The organism is Salinispora cortesiana (assembly GCF_000484695.1).
GTDB lineage: Bacteria > Actinomycetota > Actinomycetes > Mycobacteriales > Micromonosporaceae > Micromonospora > Micromonospora cortesiana.
This window is the reverse complement of record NZ_AXVR01000013.1, coordinates 1-21,210: the sequence shown is the minus strand read 5'-3', so window position 1 is coordinate 21,210 and position 21,210 is coordinate 1. Positions and strand designations below refer to the sequence as shown.

Here is a 21,210-nt window from a genome sequence, read left to right as displayed (position 1 = left end):
TGGCCGAAGACGGGCGACCGCGGCACCGGCGTCCGGCAGCCACCGACCGCGGTCCTCGCGCGCGGACGGCGGCGTCAGGGGCAGTTCACCCACTCCTCGGTGCCGTCCGCGAACACCTGCCGCTTCCAAATCGGCAGCCGCGCCTTCACCTCGTCAACCAACCGGGCACAGGCGGCGAAAGCGGCGGCTCGGTGGGCGGTGCTGACCGCCGCCACCAGCGCCGCTTCGCCGATCTCCAGCGGTCCGACCCGGTGCGAGACAGCCACCGCGTACACGTCGGGGTCGGCAGCGACCTCGGCAGCGACCTCGCGCAGCACCCGCTCGGCACTCGGGTGCCCCTCATAGGTCAGCGCGACCACCGCCCGGCCGTGGTCGTGATCCCGGACGACACCCTGGAACGACACCACCGCGCCAGCAGCCCGGTCCGCCACCGCGCCCTCGTGTGCGGCGAGATCCAGCGATCGCTCGGTCACCTCGCCGAACACCACGGTCGGGGCGGTCACGACGCGCGCTCCCCGGGCAGCAACGGCAGCGGCACGACCGACACCCGGTCGCCCGGCTCGCCGGACGCGCCGGGGCGGATCACCGCGAACCCGTCGGCGCCGGCCAGGCCGCGCAGCATCGCCGAGCCGACGTGTCGGAGCGGATAGGCGGTCCCGGTGACTTGATCCAGCCGGACCAACGCAAGGTGGGTGAAGGCGCCTCGCCCGGGGATTGGCTCGGCGAGCACCGCCTGCGGGAGCTCCGGCATCGACCGGCCCGCGAGGCCGGTCAGCAGCGGTGCGACCAGCGACGCCAGGGCGAGAATCGCGGACTGCGGGTTACCGGGCAGCCCGGCGACGAAGCGTACCCGGCCGTCGGTGCCGACCACCCGGGCCAGCAGCATCGGGAAGCCGGGCCGAACGGCGACGGTGTTGACCACGTACTCCGCCCCCAACGCCTCGAGTGCGGGGTGCAGGTGGTCCACCGGGCCGTGCATAGTGCCGCCGGTCGTGCAGACCAGGTCGGCGTGGGTGAGCGCATCGCTGAGCGCCGCCACATGCGCCGAGAGGGTGTCCGCCACCGGCCCGACCACGTCGGCGGGGCGCACCGCACACCCGTACCGGCGCAGCCACGCCGGTACGGCGGGACCGAGTGCGTCCCGGACCCGCCCCGCCCCGGGCGGCCCGGCCGTCAACAGTTCGTCCCCGAAGACCAGCAGCGCCGCGCGCGGCTGCCGCCGTACGCGCAGGGTGTCGTGTCCGCAGGAGGCGGCCAACCCGATCACCGCCGGGTCCACGGGCGTCCCGGCCGGAAACAGCTCCTCTCCGGCAGCGGCCTCCTCACCCGGCAGCCGCCACTCGGGCATCGGACGTGGGGTGCCGGCCACCAGTCCGTCCGAAGTACGGCTCGACTCCTCCACCCGCAGCACAGCGGTGGCGCCGTCGGGAACCATCGCACCGGTGGCGATCTCGACGGTGGTGCCGTCCTGGGTCAGCGGCGCCGGGACCCCGCCGGCCAGGACCCGACCCACGATCCGCCACGGGCCGGCACCACGCACCGCCCAGCCGTCCACACTGGTCGTACGGAACGCCGGTAGGGGGGTCCGGGTGGCCAACGGCTCGGCCAGGGTGTGCCCGTCGACGTCAACGAGCGGCCGGCTCACCACCGGCAGCGCGGCGGCTCGCCCCACCGCGTACGCCCGGGAACGCGCCTCCTCCCAGCCCGCGGGTGGCGGCGGAGCGACGGGGTCGGCGGCTGCGGCTTCCATGCTCACCCGACGAGAGTATCGGGGCAGCCACGGGACCGTTGGTTCGCGAACCGATCAGTGGTCCCCGCCACGGAGCTGGTCGACAGCGTGGGCGAGGATCGGTCCGAGCACGGCCAGCCCGTCGCGGGCGCCCCCGGTCGAGCCAGGGAGGTTCACCACCAGCGTCTGACCCAGGACACCGGCGACTCCCCGGGACAGCACCGCGGTGGGCACGCGGTCCCGGCTGTACGCGCGGACGGCCTCCGCGATGCCCGGGATCTCGTGGTCGAGCAGTTCCCGGGTCACCTCCGGGGTACGGTCCGTCGGGTTGATGCCGGTGCCGCCACTGGTCACCACGACATCCACCCCCTCGGCGGCGGCAGCACTCAGCGCCGCGCCGACCGGGTCTCCGTCCGGGACCACGATGACCGGCTCGTCCACCGTGCAGCCCAGCTCCCGCAGGCCGGCAACGAGCAGCGGGCCGCTGGTGTCCGAGTAGACACCGGCGAAGGCCCGGTTGGAGGCGACGACCACTCGCGCCCGGATCACGGCCGGTCCTCGGGACGGACCCACTCACCGCTCGCCCCGCCCTCCTTGCGCAGGACTCGGACCGCGTCCACCGTGGCCGCCGGGTCGACCGCCTTGACCATGTCCACGAGGGCCAGGCCGGCGACCGCGACGGCGGTGAGCGCCTCCATCTCGACGCCGGTGCGGTCGGCCGTCCGGGCGGTCGCGGTGATCTCGACGGTGTCGTCGGTGAGGATCAGGTCAACGGCGACCCCGTGCAGGGCGATCGGGTGGCAGAGCGGAATCAGGTCCGGGGTCCGTTTCGCGCCCATGATCCCGGCAAGCCGGCCGACGGCGAGCGCATCCCCCTTGGGGAGCCCGTCGCGGCGCAGGAGGTCAACGACCGCACGGGTGGTGCGGAGCCGGCCGGCGGCGACGGCCAGCCGCCCGGTCACCGCCTTGGCGGAGACGTCAACCATCCGGGCTGCGCCTACCGCATCAACGTGGGTGAGCTGCGCGGAATCCGTCACAACGGCGAGTCTAGCCACTGCGGCGCCCGGCCCGGCCGCCGGTTGGCGCGGCTGCCAGCACGGCGCCGCGCAGGGGGTTTTCGGTACGGTCGTCCGCCTTCCCACCGCCGCCGGCCGGTTACCGCCGCGGTCGTTCCCAGCCCGCCTGACCCGCCGCCGCCGATCTGCAAAACTGACCGCGTGACCAGCGCCGTTCCGGGGGTACGCCGCGGGTGGCCCGCCCTGGACAACGCCGCCGGTGGCCTCGCCGTCGACCTGGCCCTCTACGCCGCCTCGGCCGGATTCGCCGCAGTCACCACCCTGACCTCCACCATCGCCCCGCACCGCGCGTGGGGCGGTGTCGCCACCGCCGGTTACCTCGTCGCCGCCGTCGCCGCCACCGCCCAGCTGCTGATCTGGCGACGCCGCCCCGGCTCCCCGCTGACCGGGCTCTCCACCCGCTGGATGGTCGCCGGGCTCGCCGCCACCACCACCGTGCTGCTACCGGTGCTCTGGCAGAGCATCGAACGGGCCCTCGGCCGCACCGACCGGGCGCAGGAGGAGGTCATCGTCATTGAGGATTCTGGGCGGCGGCTGATCGAGACCGGCACCCCTTATCTCAGCCGCGAGGCGATCGCCGCGCTCCCCACCAGCGAGCAGCTCTTCGGCTACACCCCGTACCAACCGGGCATGGCGCTGTTCGGTCTGCCCCGCGCCATCGTCGACACCGCCTTGACCGACGCCCGGGTGTGGTTCGCGCTCGCCACCGTCGTCATCCTCGCGCTCGCCGGGCGGACGCTCTGGCGAGCCGGGGCCCGCGACCCACACCGGCCCGGCGACGCCATCCTGCGCGGCGTACAGGCCGCCACGATCCTGCCGGTCAGCGCGCTCACCCTCGCCACCGGCGGCGACGACCTGCCCGTTCTCGCGCTCTGCCTGCTTGCGCTGACCCTCGCCGCCGCCGGCCGGCCGGGCCGAGCCGGAGCGGCCGTTGGGTTGGCTGCCGCCCTGAAGCTCTTCGCCTGGCCGGTCGCGGTGGTCTTGGCCGTCTGGGGTGCCACCCGATCGTCCGGCCGGCGGGTCCTCGTCGGCGCCCTGGGGCTGCCGGTCATCGCCCTGCTGCCGGTCCTGCTGATCGACCCCGACGCGTTGATCGAGAACGTGCTCCGCTTCCCGCTCGGCCAGGGCCTGGTCACCAGCCCAGCCCAGTCCCCGCTCCCCGGCCACCTGATCTCCACCGGGCTGCCCGCCGGGCGGATACTCGCCGGCGGACTGCTGCTCGCCGTCGGGCTGGCCTTCGCCCTGCGGCTCACCCGCCGCCCACCGCGTACAGCCGCCGCCGCGTCACTCATCTGCGGGTACGGGCTCCTCGTCGCGCTCCTGCTCATGCCCGCCAGCCGGTTCGGCTACCTGCTCTATCCCCTGGCCTTCCTGATCTGGGCCCCCGCCCTCGCCCGCCGGAATCCAGCAACCCGCCACGGAGCCGGCTCACACGGCGTACACCTGAGAGGTGACCACCTTTCGTGACCGCGGCGACGCGGGTCAGGCGCTCGCCGACCGGCTGACCGCGCTCGTCGGCGAACCCGATGTCATCGTGCTTGCTCTGGTCCGCGGCGGAGTGCCGGTGGCCGAGGTGATCGCCCGCCGGCTCGAGGCCCCGCTCGATGTGATCACCGTCCGCAAGCTCGGCCTTCCCGGAGCGCCCGAGGTCGCGTTCGGCGCGATCGGTCCCGGCGGGGCCCAGGTGCTCAACGAGCGGATCGCCAGCCGGCTCAGCCCAACGGAGATCGCCGAGGTGGACCGCCAGGAGCGGGCCGAATTGGATCGCCGGGAGCGGCTCTACCGGGCCGACCGGCCGCCACTGGACCTCACCGACCGCACCGCCCTGATCGTGGACGACGGCCTCGCCACCGGCGCCACCGCCCGCGCCGCGGTCCAGGTCGCCCGCCACCTCGGTGCCCGGCGGGTGGTGGCGGCTGCCCCGGTCGGCTCGCAGGAGGCGTACGAGTTGCTCTCCGCCGAGGCCGATCAGGTTGTCTGCCCGCAGCATCCGGCCGAGTTCACCGCGGTCAGCGCCTACTACGACGACTTCCACGAGGTCTCCGACGACGAAGTGACCGCCACGTTGACCGCGACCGCCTAGGTCAACCAGGTACGGTCGGATGATGAGCCTCACCTGTCCCAAGTGTCACGGCGAGATGCGCCAGTACGAGCGCAGTGGCGTCGTCATCGATCAGTGCAGCGAGTGCCGGGGGATCTTCCTCGACCGCGGCGAGTTGGAGAAGCTGTTCGAGGCGGAGGCTAACTGGAACCGGCAGCAGCAGGCCGCTCCGGCACCCGCCCAGCCCAGCCAGCCCGGCGGGTACCCGCCGCCCTCGCCGCAGCAGCCCGGCTACGGCACCGTGCCGCCCCCACCGCCGCCCGCGCACGGCTACCCCCCGGCTCCGGCCCCGGCCTACGGCAGCCACGGTCAGCACTACGGCTACCACGGGCACTACCGGCGGAAGCGGCACAAGGGTTTCCTGGGCGACCTGCTCGGCTGAGCGCCGGTACGGCACGTCCGGAAGGACCCCACCGCGGCAGCGCGGGGCGGGTCCTTCCGGACGCTCATCGTCCTGCCGGCCGGCTCACCCGGTCGCAGGTTCACTCACCCGGTCACCGGGTCCTCACCCGGCCGCCGGGTCCACTCACACGATCGCCATGTCCACGAAGCGAGACAGGTGGAGCTGCGCCGCCACCGTCACCGTGTCGGTCGGCCCGTTCCGGTGCTTGGCCACGACGAAGTCCGCCTCCCCGGCCCGCGGCGACTCCTTGTCGTAGTAGTCGTCGCGGTGCAGCAGGATGACGACGTCGGCGTCCTGCTCGATGGAGCCGGACTCCCGCAGGTCGGAGAGCTGGGGCCGCTTGTCGGTCCGCTGTTCGGGGCCGCGGTTCAGCTGGCTGACCGCGATGACCGGGCACTCGACCTCCTTCGCGAGGAGTTTGAGGCCACGGGACAGGTCGGCGACCTCCTGCTGCCGGCTCTCCGTACGCTTCGGCGAGGTCATCAGCTGGAGGTAGTCGACGACGATGAGCTTCAGGTCGTGTCGCTGTTTGAGGCGCCGCGCCTTGGCCCGGATCTCCATCAGGTTCATGCTCGGCGTGTCGTCCACGAAGAGCGGCGCCTCGCTGATCTCGCCCATACAGCGGGCGAGCTTCGTCCAGTCGTCGTCGGAGAGCTGACCGCTGCGCAGCACGTGCAGGGGCACCCGGGCCTCGGCCGAGAGAAGTCGCATGACGATTTCGACCTTGCTCATTTCCAGCGAGAAGATCGCCGAGGCCTGGTTGGCGCGAATCGCGGCATTCCGCGCGAAGTCCATGCTCGCCGTGGACTTCCCCAGGCCGGGCCGCCCGGCGACGATGATGAGCTGGCCGGCCTGCAGACCGTTGAGGAGGCGGTCGAGGTCGGTGAAGCCGGTCGGAACGCCGGTCATCATGCCGTGCTGGGCGCCGACCGCCTCGATCTCGTCGAGCGTGGGCTGGAGCATGTCGGCGAGGATGGCGAAGTCCTCGCTGACCCGCCGCTCGGTGACGTCGTAGACGGCCTGCTGGGCGAGGTCAACGACGTCATCCACGTCCCGGCTGCCGCTGGCGGCGGTGCCGAACCCGAGTTGCACGATCCGCGTGCCGGCCTCGACCAGCCGCCGGAGCACGGCCCGCTCGCTGACGATCCGGGCGTAGTAGGCGGCGTTGGCCGCGGTGGGCACGCTGGCGATCAGGGTGTGCAGGTATGGTGCGCCCCCGATCCGGACCAGGTCGCCGGAGTCGGCCAGGGCCGCCGCAACCGTGATCGAGTCAGCGGGCTCGCCCCGGCCGTAGATCTCGAGGATCGTGTCGAAGACGGTGGCGTGGACGGGTCGGTAGAAGTCGTTGCTCTTGAGAATCTCGACTACGTCGGCGATCGCGTCCTTGGAGAGGAGCATCCCGCCCAGCACACACTGCTCAGCGGCGATGTCCTGTGGTGGGGTCTTCTCGAACTGGCCGTCCCGCTGCACCGGCACCGATGTCGGCCCGCCAGCGCGCGGTTCGGCTGGCATCTCGTCGGCGACCGACACGGCTCCCCCTTCACACCGTCAACTCATCGTCCTAGCTTCACCGCGGAGTCACGGCCTTCTCGACCCGCAGGGCGATCGGGGGCCATCGTGCGGCGGGTCGGGTGGCAACCATACGGAAGACCAGGAGGGTGCCTCAACAGCAGCGGTGGACGAGTCTCGGGACAACCTGTGGATAGCAGGGGGCAGGCATGTGCGCAGCTTGTGCACAGCCTGTGGATAACTGTGGAAGGCTTCCCTCCGACACCGGGCTGAGCTGGAATGATGGCGTCCACACCCTGTGGATAAAAGAAACCGGATGGCCGACTGGCCGACCACCGGCGGCCGGATCAGGCCGGGTCCGGACACAGGTCGGGGCCGAGCCCCGGGCCGGACACAGAGTTAGGTCCAGACACAGATCGGGCCCGCGCCGTACGGCGCGGGCCCGACCGGTGGTGCAGGTGGGTGTCAGCCCTGAACGACACTCAGGTCGAACGCGGCGGTCACCTCGGGGTGCAGCTTGATCCGCACCGGGTAGGAGCCGAGCGACTTGATCTGCGCGGGCAGCTCAAGCCGGCGACGGTCCAGCGTCGGGCCACCAGCGGCCTTGACGGCCGCGACGATCTCGGTCGCGGTGACCGAACCGAAGAGCCGACCGCCCTCGCCAGCGCGGGCCTTCAGGGCCACCTTCAGCCCTTCGAGCTGGCCCTTGACCTCGTTGGCATGGCCGAGGTCACGAATCTCGCGGGCCGACCGGGCCCGCTTGATGAGCGTGACCTGCTTCTCCGCGCCCTTGGTCCAGGCAATCGCGAAGCCCTGCGGCAGCAGGTAGTTACGGCCGTAGCCGTTCTTGACCTCCACGATGTCCCCTGGGGCACCGAGGCCGGATACCTCCTGGGTCAGGATGATCTTCATGTCGGCGCCTCCTCTCAGCGAGCCGTCGCCGTGTATGGCAAGAGCGCCATCTCGCGGGCGTTCTTGACCGCGCGGGCGATCTGCCGCTGCTGCTGCGAGGTCACGCCAGTCACTCGCCGGGCACGGATCTTGCCACGGTCGGAGATGAACTTGCGCAGCAGCGCAGTGTCCTTGTAATCGATATAGGTGATCCCGTCCTTATCAAGCGGGTTCACTTTCTTCTTCGGCTTGCGAAGTGCCGCAGCCTTGGCCATTGACCTTGCTCCTGGTTTGCGATTGCGGGCGCTCGGCGCCATCAGAACGGAGGCTCCTCGTCGAAGTTGCCACCGCCGGACCCGCCACGCGAGGGAGCAGGAGCAGGAGCGGCCGAGGCCCACGGGTCGTCGAAGTTGCCTCCGCCGCCCTGGCCACCACCGCCGCCAAAACCACCACCGCCCGAGCGGGACATCTTCTGCACCTTCGCCGTGGCGTAGCGCAGCGACGGGCCGATCTCGTCGACCTCCAGCTCGATAACCGTGCGCTTCTCACCCTCGCGGGTCTCGTACGACCGCTGCCGGAGCCGACCGGACACGATCACGCGGGTGCCGCGCTGCAGCGACTCCGCGACGTGCTCGGCGGCCTGCCGCCACACGGTGCACGAGAGGAACAGCGGCTCGCCGTCCTTCCACTCGCTGGACGACTTGTCGAAGAACCGGGGCGTCGAGGCGACCCGGAACTTGGCGACCGCCGCACCGGAGGGGGTGAATCGCAACTCGGGGTCATCGGTCAGATTGCCGATGACCGTGATGATGGTTTCTCCTGCCATGACCATCTCCTCGCGCACTCATCGTCTCGCCGTACAGGCTGACAGAGCCGTCCGACAATGCCGACGAGGCTGATCCGGGGGTGTCGGGGTCGGGTGGTCGGGGTGCGCCTCAGCGCACTTCCGGCCGAATAACCTTGGTACGCAGCACCGACTCGTTGAGCCGCAGCTGACGGTCCAGCTCGGCCACCGCTGCTGGCGTCGCCTGCAGGTCGATGACGGCGTAGATCCCCTCGGTCTTCTTGTTGATCTCGTACGCGAGGCGCCGGCGGCCCCACACGTCGGTCTTCTCGACCGAGCCACCCGCGGTCCGAATCACGTTCAGGTACGTGTCGAGCGACGGGGCGACGGTGCGCTCCTCAAGGCTGGAGTCGAGGATCACCATGATCTCGTAATGACGCAAGACGTGCTCACCTCCTATGGGCTAGGCGGCCACGGTCCTTCCGTGACAGGAGGTCGTGCGTCGTGGCCCACTCCGGAACGGGGGGACCCGGCCGGACGCGGACAACCGGACCAGGATACCCGGTCCGAAGGATCATGCCCGGGGCGGTGGAACAGTCGCCGGACATGGTTCACGGGGGGCCCAGCCAGGACGTCGATGTCCAGGCGGGTCCCCCCGTGACCAGAGACCGCGGGGTGTCGCGTCCGCATTCCTTGGGTGGGACCTGGGGAGGAACGACCACACCGATGAGGTTGGACCGGCGACACCCCGCGGGGCTTCTTCATGTTGTTTCCCGACCATATCCTTGATTCACAGGACTTGTCGGAGAATTTGGTAAATCTCAGACAATCTACTAATCCAAGGCTACAGAACCGTCCATCCCACCTCGTTCAACGACCACTGATCGCTGCGGTGACGCACCACTGACCGCTCCGGTTGCGCGCGTCGCCGCACTGCGGTCGCCATCGGTCGGTGAACTCGACGTAGGCTCCCCGCATGCGTATCGGAGCCCACGTCGATTCGTCCGACCCACTGGCGGAGGCGACCGCAAGAGCCGCCGACACCGTGCAGTTCTTCCTCTCCGACCCGCAGGGCTGGAAGGCACCGAAGCCACGTGCGGACGCCGACCGGCTGCGCAGCGCCGAGGTGGACCTCTACGTGCACGCGCCGTACGTGATCAACCTGGCCACGTTGAACAACCGCATCCGGATCCCCAGCCGCAAGCTCCTGCTCGCGCACGCCCGAGCCGCCGCCGCTGTCGGAGCCCGTGGCCTGATCGTGCACGGGGGCCACGTCAACGCGGGCGACGACCTCGCCACCGGTTTCGACAACTGGCGCAAGGCCTTCGCGTACGCGGCGGAATCCGGCGGCTTCGGCGTACCGGTGCTGATCGAGAACACCGCCGGCGGGACGAACGCCTGCGCCCGCCGGCTGGACGCGCTCGCCCGCCTCTGGGACACGATCGGCGACCACGAGGTGGGCTTCTGCCTGGACACCTGCCACGCCTACGCCGGCGGTGAGGAGTTGCTCGGGCTGGTTGACCGGATCAAGGCGATCACCGGGCGGATCGACCTGATCCACGCCAACAACTCCAAGGGCGCCTTCAACTCGGGCCAGGACCGACACGACAACCTGACCGGCGGCACGATCGACCCGGAGCAGCTGGTGGCGGTGATCCGCGCCGCGGGCGCCCCGGTGGTGGTCGAAACGCCCGGCGGGGCGGACGGCCAGGCAGCCGACATCACCTTCCTGCGGGAGCAGCTCGGCGTGCCAGCCCCGACCGCATGACCACCGGACGCTCCGGCGACACACCGTCGCCGAATCCCGAGGCGGCCAGCACCGCCGGCGACCGAAAGCCCAAAACCACCATGGACAAGCTCGACACCGACCCGGGTGACGCCAGGTCGCCCAAGGATGGCTCCACGACCGCCGGCACCGAGAGCACCACCGCGGGCAGCGCCGACACCGCCACCAAGACCACCACCAGCGCCGAAAGCACCGCCGAGAAGGATGAGAAGGACGGGAAGGACGGGAAGGAGAAGCGGGACCCGTTCGCCTCCTTCGGCCCCGCTCCGCCGCCGGTGCCGACCCACGTGGGCCGGGCAACCCGCGCCGTCGGCCGGTTTCTGGCGCACGAGTGGACACTCGCGGCGCTCGGGTCGCTGGCCCTGGCCGTCGCGATGACCTGGCCGACGCTGCGCTACCCGCGCTACACCCTGCCCCAGGACTACTGGGATCCGAGCCTGCAGGCGTGGCAGATGGCCTGGTCCGGGCACGCGCTGTTGACCGACCCGGGCCGGCTGTTGCACTCCAACGCGTTCTTCCCGGAACGGTGGAGCTTCGCCTTCTCTGACACCCTGCTGGGGTACGCCCCAGCAGGGATGATCGGGACCGGTCCCGAAGCGGCCCTGCTCCGATACAACATCATGTTTGTGCTGGCCCACGCCCTCGCCACGTTCGGGGCGTACGCGCTGGCGCGGCAGTTGGGGTCGGGCCGGATCGGCGCCGCGGTCGCCGGAGTGACCTACACGTACGCACCCTGGCTGCTCGCCCAGGCCGGGCACCTGCACGTCGTCTCCAACGGTGGTATCCCGCTGGCGCTGGCGATGCTCGCCCGAGGGCACGGCTGGTCACTGCGGCACGGTTACCGACCGGAGAAGCGACGGGTCGGTTGGGTCTACACCGGCTGGCTGGTCGCCGCCTGGCAGCTGAGCCTCGGCTTCGGCATCGGGCTGCCGTTCGCGTACGTCCTCGCCGGGATCGGGCTGGTCGCCACGGTGACCTGGTTCCTGCGGCGCTGGGTCGTCCGCCCGGTGCGACGCCCCTTCGGTCGACGGCTGTTCACCGCCGACGTAGTCGGCGGGCTGATCTTCGCCGCGGTCGGCGTGCTCCTCGCGCTCCCCTACTTCACCGTCGCCGAGCTGCATCCGCAGGCGGAGCGAACCGCCGCCGACCTCGCCTGGTTCTCCCCACCCGCGCGGGGCTTCCTCACCGCGCCGGCCGAGTCACGGATCTGGGGTGACCTACACGAGGGGGCTCGGGCGACGCTGCCCTGGCAGCCGGAGATGACGTTGCTACCCGGGTACGTGCTCTACGCGCTCGCCCTGGGCGGCCTCTTCTTCTCGGTGTGGCGGGTCCGGCACCGGCTCCTGCTGCTGGCGGGGGTCGTGGTCAGCATGGTGCTGGCGATGGGCACCGCACTCTTCGACGGGCAGTACACCTTCGTGCCGCTCTTCGAGCACCTACCCGGCTGGAACGGCCTGCGTACGCCGGGCCGACTGATGCTCTGGGCGACGCTGCTGCTCGGGCTACTCGCGGCCGGCGCGGTGAGCGCCTTCGCCGGGCGGGTCCGGAAGATCTCCGCCGCGCGGATCCCTTCCTGGCCGAGCCCGTGGCTGCGGTTGGCCACGCTGCTACCGCTGCTGTTGGTGACCGTCGAGGGGCTGAACCGCACCCCGCACCCGGTCGTCCCGGTGCAGCCCGCGGCGATGCGCACGGTGGACGGCCCGCTGCTGGTGCTACCGAGCGACCAGGGTCATGACCAGTCGGTCATGCTCTGGTCAACCACCCACTTCCAGGACATCGTCAACGGTGGGAGTGGCTTCACCCCGACCCTGCTCGAGGAGGTACGTCGGGTAACAGTCACATTCCCCGACCAGGCCAGCGTCGACTACCTGCGCGCCCTGGGCGTTCGCAACGTCCTGATCCCTCGGAGTCAGGTGGCCGGCACGCCGTGGGAGTTCAGCATCGACGAGCCGGTCGACGCGCTCGACATCACCCGGGAGGAGATCGGCGACGTGGTCGTCTACCGCCTGTGACCGCATCCCGCGCCGGTCAGGTCGCCGCCGGCAGGGACGCTCGCTGTCTGGCCACCCAGGGGGCGTCCGGTGCGCCGTCGATCACCCCGCCGTCCGGGTCGTCGGGGTAGCTGGCCCGTACCGCGTCCTGCTCCGGCCGGAGAATCTCCCGGACGACCAGCACGCAGAGCACCACGACGGTGGTCAGCCGGAACGTGGCGGCCAGCACGAAGACGCCTTCGGGAAAGACCGGCGTACCGGTCGAGGCGCCCAGCAGTTCGCCGTAGAAGGCCAGGAAGTAGCCGACCTCGGCGAGTTGCCAGGCCAGGAAGGCACCCCACTTGGGGCGGGCGAGCACGGCGAGAGGCAGCAGCCAGAGCACGAACTGCTGCGACCAGACCTTGCTGAAGATCAGGAAGGCGGCGACCACGAGGAAGGCGAGCTGGGCGAGGCGCGGCCGGCGCGGGGCCCGCAGGGCCAGCACGGCGATGCCGATGCAGGCCAGGAAGAACAGCGCGTACGCCAGGTTGTTCAGCACCGGAATGTTGTTGCTCAGCCACTCGAACGGGCCGGCGCCGGGCTCGCCAATCTTGCCGTCGAGGTAGCGGCCGATATACCAGAGGGTGCCCCAGTCGATCGGCCGCTCCGTGTTGAGTTCCAGGAAGCGTCCCCAGTTCGTGGGGTAGCGCAGCGCGGTGTAGATGTTCACCAGGACCAGCGCCACCGCGCCGGTAGCGATCGCGGTTAGCGCGGCCCGCAGCCGGCTACTCCGAATGGCCAGCAGCAGGATCGGCCAGAAGAGGAAGAGCGGCCAGAGTTTCGCCGCGCCGCCCAGGCCGAGTAGCAGGCCGGCCAGCACGGGTCTGCGGCGCGCCCAGGCGAACAGGCCGAAGGCGGCCAGTCCGATGGCGAGAAAATCCCAGTTGACGGTGGCGGTGAGCAGCAGCGCGGGGGCGAGCGCGAAGAGCGCCGCGTCCCAGGGTCGTCGACGCCGCAGCGCCAGGATCACCGCGACGGTGGCCACCGCCAGCGCCCCGAGCACCAGCGCGTTCAGGTTGTAGAACCACTTGGCCTGGTTCAGGCCGGGGTCCGCGCTGCCGAGCGCGTGCACCGGCAGGCCGAGGGCACCCATAAAGTAGCCGGTGAGCACCGGATACTCCACCGGGTGGTCCCGGTAGGGAACCTTGCCCTCGTTGAGCCCCTCGGCGTAGTAGAGGGCGAGCACGTCGGTGTAGCAGAAGCGGGTGTACTGGACGTTGTTCGTCCAGGCACCGTCCTGGCAGGGCGACTTCTGCACCCAGTGCAGGGCCAGCGTCAAACAGACTAGGGCCAGGACGATCCGCACCGCGGTCCAGAACCGACGCTCCCCACCGACCGGCCGGTCCAGCGCGGTGGCATGGTCACCCAACGGGCCGCCGATCAGGCCGGAGACGCCACGGACGAAGCCGTCGGAGCGGGACGGGTGGTCCGGCGCGGCGGAGTTGTCGGTACCGCCCGTCGTCTGCGTGCTCATGACGTGCATCCTGCACTAGATCCGCGTTGCCGTCGTGCACCTGGATGGCGTGGAGACAGTCGACCCCTACCGCACGGTCGGACTGGGCGTCGCCGACACCGCACCGCCGCGCCTCACCCGGTGGGGTGGAAGGCGCGGCGGTGGGTACGACATTCGCCAGCCCGGCTAGCCCCGCCCGGGTCGGTCGTTTCCTCCGTTCGGCGGTGGCGGGAACCCGATATCCCCACCGTTGTCGCCGTTGTTGTCGCCGTTGTTGTCGCCGTTGTTGTCGCCGTTGTTGTCGCCGTTGTCGTCATCGGGGCAGAACAGGCCGAGCGGTCCACAGTCCGGCTCCTCGGGCTTCGGCAGCTCGCCGTTGCCGGCCTTGTCGTCCCCGACACCGGTGATACGCGGCAGGTCAGACTCGGGCGCGCCCTTCAGCGCATCGTCCATGAACTTCTTCCACACATCCGCCGGCATTGTACTGCCGCCGATGTCATTCTTGTTCTTGTCAAGAATCGCGCGCTTCTTGGTGTCCTTGCTACCGATCCAGATCGCGGTCGCCAGGTTGTCGTCGTAGCCGACCATCCAGGCATTCGAGTTATGTTCGGTGTCCTGCAACTCCCAGGTGCCGGTCTTCCCGGCCGCCTGCCGCCCACCGGAGAGGGCGTCGCCGTTCGCCTTCGGGATCTGCTTGAGCACCGCGGTCACCTCATCGGTGACCTCCTTGCGGATCCGTTGCTGCCCGTCCAGCTTCTCGCCGGTCCCGCGGACGACCTTCCACTCGCCGGTGTCCTTGTCCTTCTGCTCGACCTTGAGCACGAAGTGCGCCTGGTGGAAGACGCCGTCGTTCGCCAGCGTCGCGAGACCATTGGCGTGATCGAGGACAGTGATCGGGTACTGGCCATATCCCACCACCCGGTCGAAATGCTTCGGCGCCAGGTCCTCCGGCTTCTCCGCCAACAGGTTGTACGGCGTGACCGTCTCGTCACTCTCGTTCCACATGGTGGTGATACCCGCCTGCCGGGCCATGCTGACCACCTTGTCCGGGCCGATCTGCTCCGCCACGTGGAAAAACGGAACGTTGTACGACTTGACCGTCGACTCGTCCAGGGTGCAGGACTTGCCGCAAGTCTTACTGACGTCTCGGCCCGCGTTATAGATGCGGCTCTCATAGCCCTCCGGCGTGAAGGGCATGGCGTCCCACCGCGAGTTGACGGAGATGCCAGCTTCGATGGCAGCCGCTAGCGTGTAGACCTTGAAGGACGAGGCGGGCGGATGACCGCCATAGAGCGTGCCGTTCTGATCGGTGTTCTTGCCGGCCCAGTCGGTATCGGCGCCACTCTCCCCACCGTAGTAGGCGAGCACCCGGCCGGTCTTGGGGTCCACGGCGACCCCGGCGGCCATCAGGTTATCCGGCTGGCCGTTGAGGACCGAGCCCTTCACCTCCACCCGGGCCGCATTCTCCATCGCGGTCTGCATCTTGTCGTCGATGGTGGTGGTGATCCGGTAACCACCCTTACGCAGCTCGTCCGTGCAGGAGGGCTTGCCCTCGGCCCCCGTGTTGGTGCAGAGCCCCCACTGCTCCATCTCCGCCCGCACATAGTTGATGACGTTGCCGCGGGGAGTCGCCACACCGAAGCCGTTGCCCCCCTCGGCCAGCGGCTTCACCTCCGGAAATTCGGTCGGCCGCTCCGCCGCGGCGAGCCAGCCCTCGGCCACCATCCCGTCGAGGACGTAGTCCCAGCGCAACTTCGCGTCCTCCGGGCTCACCGCCGGGTCGTACCCGTTGTGGGTGGCGGTCTTCTCCGGCTGCTTGATGAGCCCGGCCAGCACCGCGCCCTCGCCGACGGTCAACTCGCTGGCAGGCTTGCCGAAGAAGGTCTGCGCCGCGGCCTCAACCCCGTAGGCACCGCGGCCGAAGTAGATCACGTTGAGATAGTTCTCCATGATCTCGTCCTTGCTGAACTCGTCGTTCAGCTTGGAGGCGAAGATCGCCTCCCGCACCTTTCGGGCGTAGGTGTCGTCCTCAAGGCTCTCGTAGGCGTTACGCGCGTACTGCTGGGTGATCGTTGACGCGCCCTGCCGGCTACCACCGGTGAAGTTGTTCCAGGCGGCCCGGGCGATGCCCTTGTAGTCCACGCCCGAGTGCCGATAGAAGTTCCGGTCCTCCGCTGCGGCGACCGCGTCCCGCACGTGCTGCGGCATCTGACCTTTGGTGATCAGCGTCCGATTCTCGTTACCGAGCTTCGCGACCAGACCCTTGCCGTCACTCGTGTAGACCGTCGTTGACTGCGGAAGCGGGATCTGGTCCGGCAGGACGACGCCGGTAGAGAAGTAGGTGAAGCCGACGACGCCCAGGCCGGCGAGCATGATGAAGACCGCGAACGAGGCGATCAGCATGTTCGCCCGCTTCCGCTTCTTCGCCCGCGCGACGGCGTTCGGGTCACGGCCACCATTGCGGGATCGGCCCGACCCACCGGGGCCGCCCGGGCCACCGGGACCACCGGCGGCCGACGCGACGCTGGCCCGCGCCACCGAGGCCCGGCCCCCGGCCGCTGCGCCGGCTCGGGCCCGTCCCGCGGACGCCGAACCAACAGAGGCTGAACCAACGGACGCCGAGCCAACCGAGGCCGAGCCGCTCGGGGCGCCGACGCTTGCGCGCCCGGCGGAACCACCCGGTGCCGGGGATACCGGCACGGAGGCACGGCCGGGCGCGGATGGCACCGACACCGAGGCGCGACCCGGCCCACCGGACGCCGGCACCGAGGCGCGACCTGCCCGACCGACCGAGGCCGAGCCGGCGGTGCTCTGGGCGGGGACGGACGCTGAGCCACCAACCGAGGCCCGGCCGCTGGAGGCGCCACCCCGGGGTGTCACCGAGGCACGGCCCGCGGTTCCCTCCGGTGCGGCCGACTGGCCGCGCGCCGCACCGTCGGGGGCACGGTACGCGTCGTCGGCCCGCCCGGGAACGCCGTGCTGGCCCGGTATCTGGGCCCGCCCGCGCGAGGAGCTGGGGTCGCCGTACGAGTTCATTCTTCACACCCTGCCGGTCGCGGTGGAGCGCTGCCGCGCCACCACCGGTTTGCCGTGAGTTGCGGCACCCGGTGACACGACGCGGTCACGTCGCCCACAAAGATGCCTATTTGCCAATCAAGCGGGCTAATCGGACTATCAGGCCATCGATCGATCCGGGGAACGGCCTGCTGGGCCGACGCGACCGATCGTGCTGACGTCACCGTTGCGCCTCTCGCCTCCGTTGCCCGTCCGGGGCGTCCGTGGTGGGCACCCCGCCCACTGCGACCTGCTCCGACCCGTTCTCCGCCAGCCCGTCCCGCCCGAGCAGGAACTGCTCGATGAGGTGGTTCCAGTCGCAGCCGAGGCACACTTCTACCACGAAGACCTGAAACTCACGCAGCGTCATCGCCAGTGCGGGCAACTCCGCCAACCTCCGGGCCTGACCGGCGGACTGTCGGAGCTCGTCGCCGTAAATGTAGTGCACGCGCGTCAGGTTCTCACTCCGACAGATCGGGCACCGCTCGTCCGTCGGCTCACCGTGGAACCGGGCCGCGTTCTTCAGGTAGGGCGAGGCATCACAGAGGTCATCCGGGTCGACCCGGTTGGTCAGGAGGTCCCGCAGCGCCGCCCGCTTCCGGAGCGAGTAGTCGACCACCTGACGCTGCGTACGCATGAGCACGAGAGTACGCGGTGCCGCCCCACCCGGCGAGCGGGGTAACTACCTGTAATCGAGACACGGCGGTGCGGGGTTTGCCCCACCTGCGGCGATCCGCTAGCGTGACGATGTATCGGTCCGATACATCGTCGTGGTTAGTGCTCGGCTGAGCAGGGTAAGGAGGAGGGCAGTGCTCGAATTCGCCATCCTCGGTCTCCTGCAGGAGGCTCCGATGCACGGTTACGAGCTGCGTAAGGAGCTGACCGCGAAACTCGGCGCCATCCGGGCGGCCATCAGCTACGGAACCCTCTACCCAACCCTGCGCCGCCTACAGGCGGCAGGATGGATCACCGAGGCCAACGAGACACCCACCGCCTCGGACGTTCCCGCGCTGACCAGCCGACGAGGCCGCGTGGTCTACGAGATCACCGCGGAGGGCAAGGAACGCTTCGCCCAGCTCATCGCCCAAGCCGGGCCCGAGACGTATGACGACACTGGTTTCGGCGTGCACTTCGCGTTCTTCGCCCGAACCGACCAGGCAACCCGACTTCGCATCCTGGAGGGTCGCCGCCGCAAGATCGAGGAGCGCCGCGAAGGGCTCCGTGACGTGCTTGGCCGCGCCGCCGAGCGGCTCGACGCGTACACCATGGAACTGCAGCGCCACGGCCTGGAGGCCTGTGAGCGTGAAGTCCGCTGGCTGGAGGAGCTCATCGCCAACGAGCGCTCCGGCCGTGCCCCGACAGCCCCGACCACCGGGGCGACCGGCGGTCGACCAGAAGACAACAGCCCGCCTCCACCTGGCGAATCCAGGAAAGAGCGGCCGTGATGAAGGAGAAGGAGGCAGACGCTATGGGCTCCGTCCGCGTCGCCATCGTCGGTGTGGGTAACTGCGCCTCGTCCCTCGTGCAGGGCGTGGAGTACTACCGGAACGCCGACCCGAACGACCGCGTCCCGGGTCTCATGCACGTCACCTTCGGCGACTACCACGTCTCGGACGTGGAGTTCGTCGCGGCGTTCGATGTGGACGCCAAGAAGGTGGGCATGGACCTCGCTGAGGCGATCGTCGCCAGCGAGAACAACACCATCAAGCTGTGCGACGTGCCCCCGACCGGGGTGACCGTGCAGCGCGGTCCGACGTTCGACGGTCTCGGCCAGTACTACCGCGAGATCATCGAGGAGTCCGACACCCAGCCGGTGGACGTGGCCGAGGCGCTGCGCGCGGCCAAGGTCGACGTGGTCGTGGCCTACCTGCCGGTGGGCTCCGAGGAGGCCGACAAGTTCTACGCGCAGGCCGCGATCGACGCCGGCTGCGCCTTCGTCAACGCCCTCCCGGTCTTCATCGCCTCCGACCCGGTCTGGGCGAAGAAGTTCGAGGACGCGGGCCTGCCGATCGTCGGCGACGACATCAAGAGCCAGGTCGGCGCCACCATCGTGCACCGCGCGCTGGCGAAGCTGTTCGAGGACCGCGGCGTCGAACTGCTGCGCACGTACCAGCTCAACTTCGGCGGCAACATGGACTTCATGAACATGTTGGAGCGCAACCGCCTGGTCTCCAAGAAGATCTCGAAGACCCAGTCGGTGACCTCCCAGGTGCCGCACGAGATGGCCAAGAGCGACGTGCACATCGGTCCGTCGGACCACGTGCCGTGGCTGGACGACCGCAAGTGGGCCTACATCCGCCTGGAGGGCCGCTCCTTCGGCGACACCCCGCTGAACGCAGAGCTGAAGCTCGAGGTGTGGGACTCGCCGAACTCCGCCGGCGTCATCATCGACGCGGTCCGGGCCGCGAAGATCGCCATGGACCGGAAGATCGGCGGCCCGATCCTGTCGGCATCGTCGTACTTCATGAAGTCCCCGCCGGTGCAGTACGCCGACTCCGACGCGCACGCCGCCGTCGAGGAGTTCATCGCCGGCGAGATCGCTCGCTGACGTTCTGACACACGCGAGGGGGTGGGGCCAAGTGGCCCACCCCCTCGCCGTCGTTTACGGAGCCCGACAGCGCGGAGTCCCACCGGCGCCGGGCAGCGCACCACCCCCACTCGTGGCAGCATGACGCCGGTGCGCCTACAACCGCTGCTTCTCGGCACTGCGGCCGTACTGGCCGCCACCCACTTGCTCGGCGTCCTGTTTGGTAATCCCCCGCTGCGCCATGCGGAGGTCCTGGCCCTGCTGGCGCTCGGGGCCTACGCACTGCTCGGTGAGCTGCCGAAGCCCCGCTGGGTCGTACCGGCCGCACTCCTCGTGCTCGTCGTGGAGGCGTACCGCACCGCTCCGGCCGCCATCAACCATGACCATGACCTGCAGCTGCTGCTCCCCGCGCCCGAAGGCCCCTCTCCGTCGCCGGTCATGCTCACCGACGGTCTCGCCCTGACCTGGGCGCCCCTGGCTGTTTCCCTGCTGCTGCTCGGAGCCGGACGTCGCTGGCCGATCGCCCACCAGCCGGCCGCGCGTCGGAGACCGGTCGTTGTGGGCACCGTACTCGCCACTCTGCTGTTCGTGGCATATCCAGCCGTCCGGCTCAGTGAGTTGGCCCTCGACCTGTCCGCGCGAGAGCAATCGAATTCCACTTCGACCGACCCGGCTTGGACGACCGTGGTCAGCACCGGTTCGGTACTGCTGGCGCCACTCGTACTCGGGCTGGCCGCTATCTGTCTCACCGCCGTACTGTTCCGGCGGGGTCGGGTGATCGCCGCCGTAGGTGCCGCGCTCCTCGCTGTCGCCGCCCTGCCACAGGTGGACCTGGCGCTTGCCACGGTGGACCTGCCGTTTGGCACCGGGCGAAACTTCACCCCGGTCAGTTCGTTCGTCATCACACCGCCGTCGCTGACGGTGGCACCGCTTCCCGCGTTGGCCGCCGCCATCGGGTTGATCGCGTATGCACTGCTCGCCGTCGGCCTGACTCGCGCCGGGCGCCGCGGGCAGACCGTCACCAACAGTCCGCAGTGACAACCCGAGAACGCAGCGCTTTCCAGCGGCAGCCGTTGGCCGACACCCGAACCGGGTGCCGGCCAACACCGTGTTCCCCCCTGCGGGTGAGATATGTGGCGGCGGGTATCAGAGCTCCTGGTACATCACGTGCAGACCGACCCGACCAAACGTCGGGTGAGCGAACGCACCCGGCACCGTACCGACGATACGGAAGCCGAGCCGCTCGTACACCTACACCGCAGTCCGGTTCGACGCGGCAACGGCGTTGAACTGCATGCCGGCGTACCCGCGCTGGTGAGCCCAGTCCAGCGCGAAGCGGCACAACGCGGTGCCGACCCCCTGCCCGCGGGCACCGGCGGCCACGATGAAGCTGGCCGTGCAGACATGCGACCCAGGTCCTGTCCGATTCGTACCTATTTTGGCGCTGCCCAGGACCCGCTCACTCCTAACCGCGACGACGGTCAAACCGGGTGCTGGCTCGATCCACACCTCACGCGCCTCGTCAGGGGAGAGGTTCGGGTCGTACGTGAACGTCTCCTGAGCCCGTACGACTTCCCGGAGGATCGGCCAGACCTGCGGCCAGTCGGCTTCCTGGAACTCACGAACCGTCATCGGGCGTTGGTCACCTCCTCCTGAAACCGGCAGAGCGCTCCAGAGACAGCTGTTGGCCGACACCCGAACCGGGCGCCGGCCAACAGGGTCTTTCTCCTCGTGGGTTAGGTTTACGGGTTTTGGGTCAGCTGGTCCAGTGCTCGGCGACGAGGTCGGCGGCCTGGGTCTCCCACTGGGCGTAGTGGAACGGGTACGCCGACACCTGCACCGTCTGCGCGGCCTCGGTCAACGGCAT

At 69.9% G+C, this 21,210-nt stretch carries 21 protein-coding genes and 1 pseudogene; 9 read left to right on the top strand and 13 right to left on the bottom strand.

Going from position 1 to position 21,210, the window contains the following annotated elements:
* Positions 1-74: 74 nt before the first annotated feature.
* From K228_RS0108510 to moaC, 4 genes are read right to left on the bottom strand one after another with little or no spacing between them, the layout of a single operon-like run.
* Positions 75-503 carry a molybdenum cofactor biosynthesis protein MoaE gene (locus tag K228_RS0108510; RefSeq protein ID WP_025618057.1) on the bottom strand — a complete coding sequence of 143 codons (429 nt, stop codon included), beginning with the start codon at positions 501-503 and terminating at the stop codon, positions 75-77.
* A complete protein-coding gene (locus K228_RS0108505) occupies positions 500-1,750 on the bottom strand; it encodes a molybdopterin molybdotransferase MoeA (RefSeq protein ID WP_025618056.1) in 1,251 nt (416 codons plus the stop codon). The genes K228_RS0108510 and K228_RS0108505 overlap by 4 nt, the downstream gene beginning before the upstream one ends.
* Positions 1,751-1,804: 54 nt before the next feature.
* Entirely contained in the window at positions 1,805-2,278 is a 474-nt protein-coding gene (locus K228_RS0108500; RefSeq protein ID WP_025618055.1) for a MogA/MoaB family molybdenum cofactor biosynthesis protein, read from the bottom strand.
* Positions 2,275-2,766: a cyclic pyranopterin monophosphate synthase MoaC gene (gene moaC / locus K228_RS0108495; RefSeq protein WP_025618054.1), complete on the bottom strand. Its 492-nt coding sequence runs from the start codon at positions 2,764-2,766 to the stop codon at positions 2,275-2,277. Before moaC ends, K228_RS0108500 begins: the two co-directional genes overlap by 4 nt.
* 180 nt (positions 2,767-2,946) lie before the next feature.
* On the opposite strand from moaC, the gene K228_RS0108490 reads away from it, so the two are divergent.
* The 3 genes from K228_RS0108490 to K228_RS0108480 are packed head-to-tail and all read left to right on the top strand — an operon-like array spanning position 2,947 to position 5,288.
* Positions 2,947-4,272 carry a glycosyltransferase 87 family protein gene (locus K228_RS0108490; RefSeq protein ID WP_025618053.1) on the top strand — a complete coding sequence of 442 codons (1,326 nt, stop codon included), beginning with the start codon at positions 2,947-2,949 and terminating at the stop codon, positions 4,270-4,272.
* Positions 4,256-4,888, top strand: coding sequence for a phosphoribosyltransferase (locus K228_RS0108485; RefSeq protein WP_025618052.1), 633 nt, complete (start codon positions 4,256-4,258; stop codon positions 4,886-4,888). The genes K228_RS0108490 and K228_RS0108485 overlap by 17 nt, the downstream gene beginning before the upstream one ends.
* A gap of 19 nt (positions 4,889-4,907) precedes the next feature.
* Positions 4,908-5,288: a TFIIB-type zinc ribbon-containing protein gene (locus K228_RS0108480; protein WP_025618051.1), complete on the top strand. Its 381-nt coding sequence runs from the start codon at positions 4,908-4,910 to the stop codon at positions 5,286-5,288.
* 144 nt (positions 5,289-5,432) lie between these two features.
* On the opposite strand, the gene dnaB is transcribed toward K228_RS0108480, so the two are convergent.
* From dnaB to rpsF, 5 genes are all read right to left on the bottom strand, one after another.
* Positions 5,433-6,839: a replicative DNA helicase gene (dnaB, locus tag K228_RS0108475; protein WP_018254961.1), complete on the bottom strand. Its 1,407-nt coding sequence runs from the start codon at positions 6,837-6,839 to the stop codon at positions 5,433-5,435.
* A gap of 444 nt (positions 6,840-7,283) precedes the next feature.
* Positions 7,284-7,730, bottom strand: a complete 447-nt coding sequence (rplI, locus tag K228_RS0108470; RefSeq protein WP_025618050.1) for a 50S ribosomal protein L9 — start codon at positions 7,728-7,730, stop codon at positions 7,284-7,286.
* A gap of 14 nt (positions 7,731-7,744) precedes the next feature.
* Positions 7,745-7,984, bottom strand: coding sequence for a 30S ribosomal protein S18 (rpsR, locus tag K228_RS0108465; protein WP_007073789.1), 240 nt, complete (start codon positions 7,982-7,984; stop codon positions 7,745-7,747).
* A 41-nt stretch (positions 7,985-8,025) separates the two neighbouring features.
* On the bottom strand, positions 8,026-8,553 hold the full coding sequence (locus tag K228_RS0108460) for a single-stranded DNA-binding protein (protein ID WP_018733076.1): 528 nt from the start codon (positions 8,551-8,553) through the stop codon (positions 8,026-8,028).
* A 91-nt stretch (positions 8,554-8,644) separates the two neighbouring features.
* Positions 8,645-8,935, bottom strand: coding sequence for a 30S ribosomal protein S6 (gene rpsF, locus K228_RS0108455; protein WP_025618049.1), 291 nt, complete (start codon positions 8,933-8,935; stop codon positions 8,645-8,647).
* A gap of 534 nt (positions 8,936-9,469) precedes the next feature.
* Here rpsF and K228_RS0108445 point away from each other — a divergent pair.
* Positions 9,470-10,261: a deoxyribonuclease IV gene (locus K228_RS0108445; protein WP_025618048.1), complete on the top strand. Its 792-nt coding sequence runs from the start codon at positions 9,470-9,472 to the stop codon at positions 10,259-10,261.
* The gene (locus K228_RS0108440; protein WP_025618047.1) at positions 10,258-12,291 is read left to right on the top strand and encodes a hypothetical protein; all 2,034 of its coding nucleotides are present in this window, start codon (positions 10,258-10,260) and stop codon (positions 12,289-12,291) included. Before K228_RS0108445 ends, K228_RS0108440 begins: the two co-directional genes overlap by 4 nt.
* A 16-nt stretch (positions 12,292-12,307) precedes the next feature.
* Here K228_RS0108440 and K228_RS0108435 read toward each other — a convergent pair whose 3' ends face one another.
* Together K228_RS0108435 and K228_RS0108430 are read right to left on the bottom strand one after the other, a co-directional pair.
* On the bottom strand, positions 12,308-13,783 hold the full coding sequence (locus tag K228_RS0108435) for a glycosyltransferase family 87 protein (protein ID WP_025618046.1): 1,476 nt from the start codon (positions 13,781-13,783) through the stop codon (positions 12,308-12,310).
* Positions 13,784-13,948: 165 nt separating this feature from the next.
* Complete coding sequence (locus K228_RS0108430) at positions 13,949-16,165, bottom strand: transglycosylase domain-containing protein (RefSeq protein WP_425414506.1); 2,217 nt, start codon at positions 16,163-16,165, stop codon at positions 13,949-13,951.
* Here K228_RS0108430 and K228_RS30370 point away from each other — a divergent pair.
* Entirely contained in the window at positions 16,134-16,856 is a 723-nt protein-coding gene (locus K228_RS30370) for a hypothetical protein (RefSeq protein ID WP_029723413.1), read from the top strand. The two genes, K228_RS0108430 and K228_RS30370, sit on opposite strands and share 32 nt — an antisense overlap.
* Before the next feature lie 141 nt (positions 16,857-16,997).
* Here the strand turns inward: K228_RS30370 and K228_RS0108420 are convergent, their stop codons facing one another.
* Complete coding sequence (locus K228_RS0108420; RefSeq protein WP_025618043.1) at positions 16,998-17,453, bottom strand: DUF5318 domain-containing protein; 456 nt, start codon at positions 17,451-17,453, stop codon at positions 16,998-17,000.
* A gap of 172 nt (positions 17,454-17,625) precedes the next feature.
* Between K228_RS0108420 and K228_RS0108415 the strand changes: the two genes are divergently transcribed.
* The 3 genes from K228_RS0108415 (at position 17,626) to K228_RS0108405 (ending at position 20,381) form a co-directional block, all read left to right on the top strand.
* The gene (locus K228_RS0108415) at positions 17,626-18,261 is read left to right on the top strand and encodes a PadR family transcriptional regulator (protein ID WP_025618042.1); all 636 of its coding nucleotides are present in this window, start codon (positions 17,626-17,628) and stop codon (positions 18,259-18,261) included.
* A 23-nt stretch (positions 18,262-18,284) separates the two neighbouring features.
* A complete protein-coding gene (locus K228_RS0108410) occupies positions 18,285-19,364 on the top strand; it encodes an inositol-3-phosphate synthase (RefSeq protein WP_025618041.1) in 1,080 nt (359 codons plus the stop codon).
* Between the two features lie 120 nt (positions 19,365-19,484).
* Positions 19,485-20,381, top strand: a complete 897-nt coding sequence (locus tag K228_RS0108405) for a hypothetical protein (RefSeq protein WP_025618040.1) — start codon at positions 19,485-19,487, stop codon at positions 20,379-20,381.
* Between the two features lie 108 nt (positions 20,382-20,489).
* Here K228_RS0108405 and K228_RS25430 read toward each other — a convergent pair.
* Positions 20,490-20,975: pseudogene (locus tag K228_RS25430) on the bottom strand (N-acetyltransferase family protein).
* Positions 20,976-21,210 lie beyond the last annotated feature (235 nt).

Bases quoted from the DNA above. Each gene is read 5' to 3' on its own strand.
- K228_RS0108505 (WP_025618056.1), bottom strand. From the start codon at position 1,750: ATGGAAGCCGCAGCCGCCGACCCCGTCGCTCCGCCGCCACCCGCGGGC.
- K228_RS0108480 (WP_025618051.1), top strand. From the start codon at position 4,908: ATGATGAGCCTCACCTGTCCCAAGTGTCACGGCGAGATGCGCCAGTAC.
- rplI (WP_025618050.1), bottom strand. From the start codon at position 7,730: ATGAAGATCATCCTGACCCAGGAGGTATCCGGCCTCGGTGCCCCAGGG.
- rpsR (WP_007073789.1), bottom strand. From the start codon at position 7,984: ATGGCCAAGGCTGCGGCACTTCGCAAGCCGAAGAAGAAAGTGAACCCG.
- K228_RS0108445 (WP_025618048.1), top strand. From the start codon at position 9,470: ATGCGTATCGGAGCCCACGTCGATTCGTCCGACCCACTGGCGGAGGCG.
- K228_RS0108440 (WP_025618047.1), top strand. From the start codon at position 10,258: ATGACCACCGGACGCTCCGGCGACACACCGTCGCCGAATCCCGAGGCG.
- K228_RS0108435 (WP_025618046.1), bottom strand. From the start codon at position 13,783: ATGAGCACGCAGACGACGGGCGGTACCGACAACTCCGCCGCGCCGGAC.
- K228_RS30370 (WP_029723413.1), top strand. From the start codon at position 16,134: ATGATGAAGACCGCGAACGAGGCGATCAGCATGTTCGCCCGCTTCCGC.
- K228_RS0108430 (WP_425414506.1), bottom strand. From the start codon at position 16,165: ATGCTGATCGCCTCGTTCGCGGTCTTCATCATGCTCGCCGGCCTGGGC.
- K228_RS0108420 (WP_025618043.1), bottom strand. From the start codon at position 17,453: ATGCGTACGCAGCGTCAGGTGGTCGACTACTCGCTCCGGAAGCGGGCG.
- K228_RS0108410 (WP_025618041.1), top strand. From the start codon at position 18,285: ATGGGCTCCGTCCGCGTCGCCATCGTCGGTGTGGGTAACTGCGCCTCG.
- K228_RS0108405 (WP_025618040.1), top strand. From the start codon at position 19,485: ATGACGCCGGTGCGCCTACAACCGCTGCTTCTCGGCACTGCGGCCGTA.